This window comes from Bradyrhizobium sp. NBAIM18 (assembly GCF_020193825.1).
In the GTDB taxonomy this organism is placed as follows: Bacteria; Pseudomonadota; Alphaproteobacteria; order Rhizobiales; family Xanthobacteraceae; genus Bradyrhizobium; species Bradyrhizobium yuanmingense.
On the sequence record NZ_JADYVO010000025.1, the window covers coordinates 66,963 to 79,176 of the forward strand.

The window sequence follows — 12,214 nt, forward strand, 5'->3', positions numbered from 1 at the left end:
ATGCAGACCTGTTGCCGCGCTGCATCTCTTCGCCCGTCCTCGGCTGCCGGAAACATGACGAAGCGCGGCAAATCGCGGCCCCTGGAAGCACGGCGCGGCCGCGTGAAACCGCCGTCTCTGGCCGCCGGGCATTGAACCTGCGACTTGCTCGGAGCACTAAACTTTCGATGTGGCGAGACGTTCTCGATCGAAGCGAACGTCGTTCCAAAGCGGGATATTCGAGATGACATTCTTTTGGCGATCTGGACTGGCAATCAAGGCGGCCGGCATTGGGGCGGCGCTGCTCTTCTCGGTATCGGCAAGTCACGCTCAGTCGTCCGGACCGTTTGCCGGTTTCGACGGCGCGTGGACCGGAACCGGCACGGTGTCGCTGTCCGACGGCTCCACCGAGCGCATTCGCTGCAAAGCGGACTATAAGGTCGCCGGCAGCGGCCTCAACCTGAAGCAGGCGCTGAGCTGCGCCTCCGACAGCTACAAGTTCAACCTCACCAGCGACGTGACGAGCCAGGGCGACCGCATCTCCGGCAACTGGAGCGAGTCCAGCCGCAACATCTTCGGCAATCTCCAGGGCACCGCCGGCGGCGGCCAGATCGAGGTCTTCGTCGAGGCCAACGGCTTTGCCGCCAACCTGTCGCTGCGCACCAACGGCACCAAGCAGACGGTGCAGATCTCGTCCAAGGGCGAGATCCGCGGCGTCAACATCACGATGACGAAGGGCTGAAGGCCTTTCGCACGCAATGAGGAACATGCCCCCGGTTCTCGCGAGCCGGGGGCTTTTTGCTGACACGAACTGACCGGCTGGATTTGCTGAGATGGACCCGATCCGCAGACATCTGCTGAAGGCCGCCGGGCTCTTCGTGGCCAGCCGCGCCTTCGCCAGCGATCAGCAGGGAGCGAACATGCAGCCTTCGTCCGTGAAGCCGCGTCACGTGCTCTGCTTCCTCGGCAAGAATGAAAGCCTGCTGCATCCGCCCAAGGCGGTGGCGAAGACGATCGCCGATTTCGGCTTCGAGATCGACCGCACCTATTCGCAAGCCAAACCCGATCCGCACATGGAGCGCTCTTTCGGTGTGTGCTGGGACCGCGTCTTTCCGAAAGCGTGGTCCGAGGCGGACGAAATGGCCGTACTCAATCACAAAGCGGTCCTCTACGTGCTGAGCCCGCCGATGGAGCAGCACAAGACGGTCGCCTATTCAGCTGCCGCCTTGCGAATTGTCGAGGAGATGATCGAGGCCGGCGCCACGGCCGTGAAAGGAGAAAGCGCGGGCGTTGCCCACGGACTCACGCGATGGCGGCAACTGGCCCGCGAGTGCAAGGCCGCCGCAAACACGAACCAGGGCCTTACCGTCACGCCAGCGATGGGCCGATCCTGCCGCCTCGCCTTCGCCAAGCGTCCGCTTGCCGGCGACATTTACAACGAAAGCGTCGGCTTCCACCTCGTCGGACTGCCGGAAATCTATGTCGCGCGATCGCGCGGCAGCGACCGGAACGCAGCGAATCTGATGGACGAGATCGCGGACGCAATGGCCGAGCGCGGCATGGAGGCAACGCTGCGCGACCGCAAGCTCGCGCTGTCGCGGGAGCAGGACTACGCCGAGGGCGACTTCAAGTTCAATCCCTATGGAATCGTCCGCATCGAGGCTTGAGCCGGGGCGGCATCTGCCGCCCCTCCTCAGATCGCCTGCTTGTCAGCGCCATGCAGCTTGGCGTGCAGGTTGATCAGCCACATCGCCGTCGGCCGGAGGATGAAGAGGTCGGCGACGAGCGCCATGACCATCGAGAAGGCGCTGAGCCAGCCGAACAGCCGCAGCGACGGCAGGTCGGAGAACACGGTGACGACGAGGCCGCAGGCGAGCACCACCGTGGTCAGGATCAGCGCAGGTCCCACCAGCACGGTGGCCCGCTCCACCGCGAGCGCCGAGCCGACACCCGGCTTGTTCTCCAGCCGCAGGCGGTTGAGGAAGTGGATGGTAGCGGAAAGGCCGAGCCCGAACGAGACCGTGAGCGCAACGACGCTGGCGAATTGCAGTCCCTCGCCCATCGCCCACAGCACCGTGCCCGACATCACCACCGGGAAGATGCCCGGCAGGATGCAGGCGAGCGTCACCACCCAGGAGCGGAAGGCGAGGCCGATGAAGATCGCGACCAGCGCGAATTCGATCGTGAGGCCATGGTTCAGCTTCTCGATCATGTTGGCCGAGTTGCGTGCCGCAATTGCAGCGAGACCCGTCACTGCGATCTCATAGCCCGGATGCTTCTTCCGGACGGCGTCGAGCTCGGCATCGAGCTTGTCGACGATCGGCAGGAGCTGGCTGGAATCCTTGTCCGGCACGCGGCCGGCCACCACGACGGCATCCTGCTCGGCGTCGATGAAGCGGCGCACCAGGTGCTCGGGGATGACGCTGACATATTCCTTCAGCGTCGCGACATCGGCACTGCCGGCCTTCTCCGCCAGCCAGCGGCGCAGCGTCTCCAGCGACCAGACGTTACCAACCCCTGCAGACTTCTCGACGGTCGCATGGACCTCGGCGATGGTCTGGAGCGTCTGAGGTGAATAGAGCGTTTCACCCTTGGGGAACACGATCAGCACGTTGACGGGATTGGCGCCGGTGAGCTTGGCATCGAGCCGATCGCTGGCAGCGACCGCCTGGCGCTTGTCCGGCACCTGGTCGGCGAGCCGGTAGCGCGGCTCCAGATTGGCGTAGATGACGCCGAGGCCGCCGACGAACAGCACCGCGACCAGGCTGAACAGGCCGGGCCGGCCGACCATGCGCACCGCGATCCAGTAGCAGAAATTGCGCAGCGCCTGGACGCCGGCATCGGCGCCCTGGAACTTGACCGCGAAGACCTTCTCGTTGCGCACGAACAGGACGCCGAAGACAGGCACCAGCGACAGCACCGCGACCAGCGCGATGATGGTGGCGGCAAGGCCCGCCTCGCCGAACTTGCGGATCAGATCGGAATCGGAGAATTGCAGCGCGATGAAGGAGATGCCGGCGGTGCCATGCGTCAGCACGCAGGCCGGACCCACCACCAGCACCGCGTTCTTGAACGCGGTGAACTTGTCCTGGCCCGCGATCAGCCTATCGCGCGCGGCGAAGGTCAGCTGCATCGAGTCGGAGAAGCTGATCACCATGATGAGCGGCGTCATCACGTTCAGGAACATGTTGAGGTTGAAATTGGCCCAGCCGAGCGCGCCTAGCGCCAGCAGGATAGCGATCATCGGCGGGAATGCCGCCGCGATCATGAACGAGATCTTGCGGAAGAAGATGATGGCGATGATGCAGCCGGCGAGGATGCCGAGGATGTTGTAGGTCAGCCCGTCGCGCTCAACCGCGTTGCGGATCTCGAGCTGCATCACCGGGACGCCGGAGAGCTGCACGTTGAGGCCGGTGTCCCCGAGCGTCTCCTTCATCAGCGCACGGATGTCGGCGACGGTCTTGGTCAACTTGTTGGAAGCGACCACCTCCGGATCGAGCGACAGCACGACCAGCGCCAATGTGCCGTCCTCCGACAGCAGCTTGCCACGGATGATCTCGTTGTTCTTGACGGTCTCGATGAACTTGTCATAGGCCGCGCCCTCCGGCAGCTCGGGCGGGAACAGGGCCGCCGGCAGCTTGCCGGGGGCCGGCGCCTGGCGCGCCGAGAACAGCGAGACCAGCCCGCGCGTGCCTTCGACCAGCTGCAGGTCGGTGACGAAGTCGCGCAGCTTCTCGAGGTTGCTGCGTTCCAGGAGGGTCTTGCCCTCGACCACGACGAGTACATCGAACTCTTCGGCCGGGAACTTCTTGGTCACCTCTTCATATTGTTTGAATTCGCGGGTGTCGGAGCGGAACAGCTGCGACAGCGAATCGTCGATCTTGATCCGGTAGATGCCGAACACCGCGCCGACGATCAGCGCGAGCAGGACGATGCAGGAGACGATCGGGGCCCGAACGGCGATCAGCCCGAGACGCTCCAGCCCGAAGGCGATGGAGGACGTAGATCCCTGCTCGACCTTGTCGACATGAACCTCACTCTCGCTGTGCTTTTCGAGCATGCCTTGTCCAGTTCCTAAATCGGCTCGGGCTGTGAGCTTATCGCGCCGCGCGAACGGCTTGAAAACGCCATACCAATGGGAGGCTTGACCTTTGAAAACGCGCGGAAAATCGCCGGCAGCGGTTTAGCAGGTCAACAGGTCTTTTCGCAAGCAGGCCAAGCCCGGCCGAATCGATCGAAAAGCGGCGATCCGGGCCTGGAATGACCGTCATCCCGGCGAGGATGTGCCAATCTGGCGCGGTGCGCGGTCCGCACTCTCGTCCTTCAGCGCCACGCCGGTGATCTCCCGGGCCAGCCCCTCGCGGACCAGCCAGGCGATCTTGAACGCCGCCTCCTCGTGGCCCAACCCGGCGTGGTGGATGTTGGAGACGCAATTGCGCTCGGCATCGGTGCGGCCGGGCCTCGGCGCAAAGGTCAGATAGGCGCCGAGGCTGTCGGGCGCGGACAGGCCGGGCCGCTCGCCGATCAGCATCACGACCATGCGCGCACCGAGAATAGCGCCGATCTCGTCGCCGAGCGCGACGCGCGCGCCCGATGCGACGACGACATGGCGAACCGCGACAGCATCCCCCTGCGCAAGCGATTGCAACAGGCGCCTTACCACGATCGCCGCATGGCTATGGACCGCCGCCGTGGACAGGCCGTCTCCGATCACGACCGCGAGCTGGCACGGCGCCGAGATGCTTCGTGCCAGACGCTGGGCCGAGCCGGGGTCGAGCTGTCGTCCCAGATCCGGCCGCCGCAGATAGTCGCCGCGATCGACCGCCCGGCTCCTCACCTCGGTCACCGCAACACCGAGTGCGTCGAGATCGGCGATGAGACGCGGCGTGTCGAAGGCCGCATGCACAGCATCGCGCGCGCGGGCATGGTCCAGCGTGAAATCGAGCAACGCTCTCGTCGGCAGGCTCGCGCCGCTGCGCCCCAGCGCGACGCGCGCAGGCGTAAACGACCGCAAATCGAGGGTCGGACGGCGCGACAGGGCCGGGTCAGACATGTGGCATCATTCGGCGGGCACGGCGGCCTCGCGCAGCCGGATCGAATAGTTCGAGGCGTTCTGCTTGCCGCTGGAGGCCGCGCGCGCAAAGGTGATGAGATGGTGCGCGACCAGCGTGCAGCCGATCAGGCCTTCGATGTCGCCGCGCTTGATGCGGCCCAGCGCGAACTTCCAGAACACGCGCCTATAGTCGCCGAGCACGCCGACCTTCCAGAAGATGTTGCGCAGCATGACGAGGCCGCGCCGGATGCTACGCCAGGTCTTCATCTCGTCCGGCACCGGTACCTTGAGCCGGTTCACATAGACGTGGTCGCATTGGTGCTGATAGCGCGCGTAGACCTTGTCGGGAGCGTAAGCGACTGCCATGGCGTGCTTCCAGGACGCGACGACCTCGTCATAGGGCAGCAGGAAGTCGACGTTGGAATCGCGGCCATCGTCCTCGACCAGCCGTCCCTCGCGCTCAAGCCGGTCCCATAGCGGCGTCTTCGGCAGCGCCTGCAGCAGATTGATGGTGAGCAGCGGAATCCGGGACTCCTCGACAAAGGCGAGCAGCGCCTCCGAGGTGTTCGGCTTGTCGGTGTCGAGCCCCATGATGATGCCCGAGACCACCTCCATGCCGTAGGAGTTAATCGTGCGCACACCCTCCAGGATCGGGACCATCATGTTGTGGTCCTTCTGCATCGCCTTCAACGCGTCGGGATCCGGCGTCTCGATGCCGCAGAAGATGGTGATGAAATAGGCCTCGCGCATCTTCTCGAGGATCTCGGGGCGCTTGGCGATGTTGAGCGTCGCCTCGCAAGCGAGCCGCACCACGTAGCCGGTCCGCTTCTGCCATTCGATCAGGTGCGGCAGCAGTTCGAGCGTCGCCTTGCGGTTGCCGATGAAATTGTCGTCGACGAAATAGACCGTATCGGTCATGCCGCATTCGCGCAGGCGGTCGAGCTCGGCGATGATCTGCTGCGGCGTCTTGATGCGCGGATTGCGGCCGTAAAGGCCGGGGATGTCGCAGAACTCGCACTGGTAGGGACAGCCGCTGGAATATTGGATGCTGCCGAGGAAGTACTTCTTCACGTCGGCGAGCTCGTAGGCCGGGATCGGAAACTCCGTCATCGGCACGCGGTCCTTGGTCGTGAGCACGACCTGATGTTCGGGCCGCGAGGTGTCGCGCGACAGGATCTCGATCAGCTGGTTGGTGGCATCGCCGAGCTCGCCGACATGCAGGTAATCGAAGGACGGGTAATAGTCTGGGCACGCGCTGACGGAAGGCCCGCCGAGCGCGACCGGCAGATCGAACTCATGGGCGCGGCGGCAGATGTCGTTCATCTGCTGGCGCTGGATGTGCATGCCGCTGACGAAGACCGCTTCCGCCCATTCGAACTCCTCCCTCGTCGTGCGGCGCAGGTTCTCGTCGACGAATTTGACCTGCCATTCCTTCGGAAGATAGGCGGAGATCAGCAGCAGCCCTTGCGGCGGCATGAAGGCGCGGACGCCATCGGTCAGGGGATAGGAATGCTCGAACGTGCCGAAGGACGAGGTGTAGCGCGGAAACACGCAGAGAATCCGCCGGGACGTTCCGTTACTTTCAGCTCGCATCAAAGCTCCCCCGCCACACTCAACCGATGGTGCGGAAATTGCCAGCCCGACACATAGCGTAATGCTGTCGCCGGAATTTCTCAATATTGTGGCGTAAGCATAATTCCCAGAGGCGCCGATGGTTTCCCAACCGAATTGACCTTCCGCCTCATGCGATCAGTCGCGCGGCAAAATCGGGCAGCAGGCCTGCATCGCCGGCAATCCGGAAATCGGCGCCTGCAATGCCCGAGCGCGCCAGCCAGTCGTCGAATTCCGGCGCGCGGCGCAGCGCGAAGACGTCCCTGACATAGAGCGCGTCGTGAAAAGACGTCGACTGGTAGTTCAGCATGACGTCGTCGGCACCGGGAACGCCCATGATGAAGGTGACGCCGGCGGCGGCGAGCAGCGTCAGGAGATTGTCCATGTCGTCCTGATCCGCCTCGGCGTGGTTGGTGTAGCAGATGTCGACCCCGAGCGGCAGGCCGAGCAGCTTGCCGCAGAAATGATCCTCCAGCCCGGCGCGGATGATTTCCTTGCCGTCATAGAGATATTCGGGGCCGATGAAGCCGACCACGCTGTTGACCAGCAGCGGAGCGAAGGCGCGGGCGACCGCATAGGCGCGCGCCTCGCAGGTCTGCTGGTCGACGCCGTGATGGGCGCCCGCCGACAGCGCCGAGCCCTGGCCGGTCTCGAAATACATCAGGTTCCGCCCGACCGTGCCGCGCGACTGCGATAACCCGGCCTCTTGCGCCTCCTTCAGCAGTGGGAGGTCGATGCCGAAGCTGCGGTTGGCGGCCTCGGTGCCCGCGACCGACTGGAAGACGAGGTCGACCGGCACGCCCTGCCCGATCAGCGACAGCGTCGTCGTGACATGGGTCAGGACGCAGCCTTGCGTCGGGATCTGCAGCCGCGCGATGATCTCGTCGAGCAGCCGCAGCAATTGCGCGATAACGGCGGGGTCGTCGCTGGCGGGATTGATGCCGATGCAGGCATCGCCTGCCCCCAGCAGGATGCCGTCGAGGATTGAGGCGGTGATGCCCCTTGCATCGTCGAAGGGATGGTTCGGCTGCAGGCGCGTGCTCATCCGCCCCTTCAGGCCGATGGTGTTGCGAAAGGCGGTGGTGACCTCGCATTTCCGGGCCGCCAGGATCAGATCCTGGTTGCGCATCAGCTTCGACACCGCGGCCGCCATCTCCGGCGTGATGCCGGGCGCCAGCTTGCGCAGGATCTCGGGGGTTGCGGCGTCCGACAGCAGCCAGTCGCGGAAGGCGCCGACCGTCAGCGATGCCACCGGCGCGAAAGCCCTGGCGTCATGGCTGTCGATGACGAGGCGGGTGACCTCGTCGGCCTCGTAGGGAACGACGGCTTCCTGCAGGAACTGGCCGAGCGGCACATCGGCGAGCGCCATCCGCGCGGCGATCATCTGCTCGGAGCTGGCAGCGGCAATGCCGGCCAGCCGGTCGCCGGAGCGCGGGGGTGTTGCCTTGGCGAGCAGGTCGCGCAGGTCGGGGAAGCTGTAGGTCGTGGCGTCGATGCTGTGGCGGTAGACCAAGGGTCTCTCCGGGGTTGCTCGGCCAACGGCCGACTCCAAGACTATCCCAAAAGACTATCCTGAAACTAAACCTTCGGATCAAGACGCTGAAATGACTTGCCTTTCCTTCGACCAAGGACGGAGGCGGCCGGGCCGCGCGTTAACGAGGCGTCCATCTTCGTTCTGCATAGTTTTGCAACAATTTGCCTGACCCCGTTCACCGGCCGGTCAGGCCAATCCGGGCTCCTTGAACATCATGACATCCGACCGATCTGGGAATGCCGCCAAGCCGGCAGGCCGCTTCACGCTTGCCAGCAAGCTCTATGCGATCTTCGCGCTGTTCGCGCTGCTCACGGCAGCGATCGCGATCTTGTCCGACTACAACAGCCGCCGCAGCGCGGACCTCGCAGTCGCGATTGAGACGGCCAATGCCGCCGCGCTGAACGTCGAGCGGGTCAACTCCCTCGTCTATGCGGTGGTGATGGAATCGCGCGGCATCTACATGTCGACCGAGCCGGCCGTGGTGAAGAAATACGGCGACGGCCTGCTCAAGTTCAACGCCCAGATCCTCGACGTCGTGAAGCGCTGGGAGACCATCGTCAAGGCCGACGATGCCGAGCAGTTCGCGACCTTCAAGAAGCGCATCGAGCAGTTCGTCGAGTTCCGCAAGGAGCTGGTGCGGCGCGGCGTCGAGATCAACGCGGCAGCGGGCCGCGAATGGGGCGACAACGACGCCAACCGCAGCGTCCGCTCGGCGCTGAACAAGGACCTCGAGGCGCTGTCCAAAGTCTATGCCGAGCGCGGCAGGCTGATCGCGCAGCAGACCGAGACCGCCCGCACATTGTCGTTCATCCTCACCTGCCTCGGCGGCGTGGCGCTGGCCCTCGTCGTCGCTGGCATCGTCATCATTGCCCGCTCGATCGCCCGGCCGCTCGCCGCGATCACCGCCACCATCAAGCAGGTCGCCGACGGCGCCGACGATGTCGTGGTGCCGCACTCCGACCGCGCCGACGAGATCGGCGCGCTGGCCCGCGCCATCCAGGTGTTCCAGGACTCGATGGGGCGCAACCGCAACCTCGCCTCGCAAGTGTCGCAGGACGCCGCCGCGCGCGAGGAGCGCGCCCGTCACGTCGAGCGGTCCGTCGAGCAATTTCGCGAGGCGATCGGCGCGATCATGCGCGGCCTCAGCGACAACGCTTCCGTCATGCGCGAGACCGCGCAGACCATCACGCGGGTCACGGCGGATGCGAACAGCCGCGCCGGCACCGCGGCGAACGCCACCGAGCGGGCCTCGCACAACGTCACCGCGGTCGCGGGCGCGGCCGAGGAGCTTTCGGCCTCGGTGGTGGAGATCGGCCGCCAGGTGCGGCAGAGCGCCGGCGCGGTCGAGCAGACCGGCCAGCGCACCGAGAAGTCGATCTCCGAGATCGAGAGCCTCGCCGCAGCGACGCAACGCATCGACGGCGTGCTCAATTTGATTCAGGCGATCGCCGAGCAGACCAACCTGCTCGCGCTGAACGCCACCATCGAGGCGGCGCGCGCCGGCGATGCCGGCCGCGGCTTTGCCGTCGTCGCCCACGAGGTGAAGGCGCTCGCGGGCCAGACCGCCAAGGCCACGGCCGAGATCAGCGAGAACGTCGCGATGATCCAGGCCTCGACGCGGAACGCCGTCGACGCCGTGCGCGAGATCGGTGGGGCGGTGCGCGAGATCAACGAGGTCACGTCCGCGATTGCCGGCGCCGTCAGTCAGCAGGACCAGGCCACGCGCGAGATCTCCTCCAACGCGCAAAGCGCCGCCCAAGGCAATGAGACGCTGGTGGCGAACATCACCTCGCTGCGCGATGCCATCGGCGAGACCGATACCGCGGCGGCTTCGGTGTTCACCGCCGCCAGCAGCCTGACCGAGACGGCGCAGACGCTGTCGCGGGAGGTGGAGACGTTCTTCCAGAATCTGCGCGCGGGGTCGGTGGACGGGCGCATCGCCAAGGCGGGGTGACGGGGCGAACGCGCTCGAAAGACGGGCGGCGGGGCGCGTTCAAACCAAAAGGCGAAAAACAACCCCATGCACAGTAGGCGGGTGAGGTTTTTCAATGGCTTGGTAGCCGGGGGTGAAAGCCTGCTGTTTTTACGAATCGATTTTGACTCGTCGGGCAAAACACTGGCATGATGTCAGCATGGCGAGCGTGGCGCCCGTGCCGCGGCCCGCGCACAACGGGACGGGCTATTACCGCTCCGAACCCGATCGAGCGACCAGGATCCGGACGCGGCCGCCGGTATCCTCGACCTCGCGGTAACGACTTAGCTCGGCCTCGAGCTCGGGATCGGACCTCGCCCAGGCCAGCCAGTCGAACGGGACCGCGCTCAGAAGATGGGTATCCACCAGGATCACATCCGGGCGACCGGCGCGTAGATCCGCAAGCAAGTGCCGCCGCTCGAATTCGATGATGCTGTCGAGTCTTGCGCGCTCGCCTTCGGTCAGCTGCGTCGTCTTCTGCAGCATCATCGCGCCTCCCGCCAACAGCTGCATGCAGGAGCTGCCCACCCAGGTCCCGTTGACCTCGCGGACGAGCGGATGCCCCAGCGCGACGTGATCGCCGATCGTGATCAGCCGCGGATCCTTTGCGAGGGCCAGGATGCGCTCCTTGAGCGGCGGAGCCCATACTGCATCGCGACCTATCCCATCACCCCGCCCCGCCTGATCAGCTCCTTGCCCACCGCTGCGAGATGCACCTGGTCCGGCCCGTCGCCGATGCGGATGAAGCGGGCGTAGACGTAAGCGCGCGCGAGGAACGTGTCCTGCGAGACCCCGGCGGCGCCGTGGATCTGGATGGCGCAGTCGATGACGCGGGCGGCCATGCTGGGGACCACGATCTTGGCCGCGGCGATCAGGTCGCGCGCGGCCTTGTTGCCCTCGCGGTCCATCTTGTCGGCGGCTTGCAAGGTGAGCAGGCGCGCCTGCGCGATCTCGCAGAAGGAGTGCGCGATGTCCTCGCGTACCGAGCCCTGCTCTGCGAGCGGCTTGCCGAAGGCGACGCGCGAGACCGCGCGCTGGCACATCAATTCCAGCGCCCGCTGGGCGCAGCCGATCAGGCGCATGCAGTGGTGAATGCGGCCGGGGCCGAGCCGGCCTTGCGCGATCTCGAAGCCGCGGCCCTCGCCGAGCAAAATGTTCTCGGCGGGCACGCGGACGTTGTCGTAGACGATCTCGGGATGGCCGCTAGGTGCATCATCATAGCCGTAGGTGAGCATGTCGCGGACGATGCGCACGCCACGCGTATTCTTCGGCACCAGGATCATGGATTGCTGGCGATGGCGGTCGGGATGGTCGGGCGCGGTCTTGCCCATCACGATCAGGATCTCGCAATCCTCGTTCATCGCGCCTGAGGTGAACCATTTGCGGCCGTTGATCACGTAGTCGTCGCCGTCACGCCGGATCTCGCACTGGATGTTGGTGGCGTCGCTGGAGGCGACCTGCGGCTCCGTCATCGAGAAGCCGGAGCGGATGCGCCCCTCCAGGAGCGGCTTCAGCCAGCGCTCCTGCTGCGCCTTGGTGCCGTAGTTTGCGAGCACCTCCATGTTGCCGACATCGGGCGCGGAGCAGTTGAAGACCTCGGGCGCCCAGAGGATGCGGCCCATGATCTCCTTCACCGGCGCGTATTCGAGATTGGTCAGACCCGGCCCGTGCTCGCCGGACAGGAACAGGTTCCAGAGCCCCTGCTCGCGCGCCCGCCGCTTCAGATCCTGAAGGATTTGCGGAGTCTTGTAGCGTGACGCTTCCGGCTTGACCTGCTCGTAATAGAGCTCCTCGACCGGCTCGACATGGGCCTGCATGAACTGGCGAACGCGGTCCTGGAGCTCCAGCGAACGGGCGGAGTGATGAAAGTCCATGGGCGTCTCCTGTTCGCCAAGTATATTGCGCTCGATGAGGGCGCTTCTTCCCTTCTCCCCTTGTGGGAGAAGGTGGCGCGATGTCCAGACCGGATAGATGGGTAACACAGTAGACCGGATGGATGGGTAACAGTTCTCTATCGGCTGGGAGGATCAGCCGATGCCTTGGCGAGAGAGCTGTGCGATGGACC

Annotated in this window: 9 protein-coding genes; 3 read left to right on the forward strand and 6 right to left on the reverse strand. The window is 65.3% G+C overall.

The window, feature by feature from the left end; genetic code table 11:
- Positions 1-223 precede the first annotated feature (223 nt).
- Together I6F17_RS33155 and I6F17_RS33160 are read left to right on the forward strand one after the other, a co-directional pair.
- Positions 224-721 (forward strand): hypothetical protein, encoded by a 498-nt coding sequence (locus I6F17_RS33155; protein ID WP_036042873.1) that lies wholly within the window; start codon positions 224-226, stop codon positions 719-721.
- Positions 722-812: 91 nt separating this feature from the next.
- A complete protein-coding gene (locus I6F17_RS33160; protein ID WP_225132116.1) occupies positions 813-1,646 on the forward strand; it encodes a hypothetical protein in 834 nt (277 codons plus the stop codon).
- Between the two features lie 26 nt (positions 1,647-1,672).
- Here the strand turns inward: I6F17_RS33160 and I6F17_RS33165 are convergent, their stop codons facing one another.
- The 4 genes from I6F17_RS33165 to I6F17_RS33180 all read right to left on the reverse strand — a co-directional run bounded on the left by I6F17_RS33165 (position 1,673) and on the right by I6F17_RS33180 (position 8,156).
- Positions 1,673-4,039 carry an MMPL family transporter gene (locus I6F17_RS33165; protein ID WP_225132117.1) on the reverse strand — a complete coding sequence of 789 codons (2,367 nt, stop codon included), beginning with the start codon at positions 4,037-4,039 and terminating at the stop codon, positions 1,673-1,675.
- Positions 4,040-4,246: 207 nt separating this feature from the next.
- A complete protein-coding gene (eutC, locus tag I6F17_RS33170; protein WP_225132118.1) occupies positions 4,247-5,032 on the reverse strand; it encodes an ethanolamine ammonia-lyase subunit EutC in 786 nt (261 codons plus the stop codon).
- A gap of 6 nt (positions 5,033-5,038) precedes the next feature.
- Positions 5,039-6,625 carry a B12-binding domain-containing radical SAM protein gene (locus I6F17_RS33175; RefSeq protein ID WP_225132119.1) on the reverse strand — a complete coding sequence of 529 codons (1,587 nt, stop codon included), beginning with the start codon at positions 6,623-6,625 and terminating at the stop codon, positions 5,039-5,041.
- 148 nt (positions 6,626-6,773) lie between these two features.
- Positions 6,774-8,156: an ethanolamine ammonia-lyase subunit EutB gene (locus I6F17_RS33180; RefSeq protein WP_225132120.1), complete on the reverse strand. Its 1,383-nt coding sequence runs from the start codon at positions 8,154-8,156 to the stop codon at positions 6,774-6,776.
- 235 nt (positions 8,157-8,391) lie between these two features.
- Here I6F17_RS33180 and I6F17_RS33185 point away from each other — a divergent pair, with 235 nt between their 5' ends.
- On the forward strand, positions 8,392-10,131 hold the full coding sequence (locus tag I6F17_RS33185; RefSeq protein WP_225190464.1) for a HAMP domain-containing methyl-accepting chemotaxis protein: 1,740 nt from the start codon (positions 8,392-8,394) through the stop codon (positions 10,129-10,131).
- 228 nt (positions 10,132-10,359) lie between these two features.
- On the opposite strand, the gene I6F17_RS33190 is transcribed toward I6F17_RS33185, so the two are convergent.
- Both I6F17_RS33190 and I6F17_RS33195 read right to left on the reverse strand, forming a co-directional pair.
- Complete coding sequence (locus I6F17_RS33190; RefSeq protein WP_193375092.1) at positions 10,360-10,638, reverse strand: hypothetical protein; 279 nt, start codon at positions 10,636-10,638, stop codon at positions 10,360-10,362.
- A 170-nt stretch (positions 10,639-10,808) separates the two neighbouring features.
- Positions 10,809-12,023 carry an acyl-CoA dehydrogenase family protein gene (locus I6F17_RS33195; protein WP_225132287.1) on the reverse strand — a complete coding sequence of 405 codons (1,215 nt, stop codon included), beginning with the start codon at positions 12,021-12,023 and terminating at the stop codon, positions 10,809-10,811.
- Between the last annotated feature and the right edge of the window lie 191 nt (positions 12,024-12,214).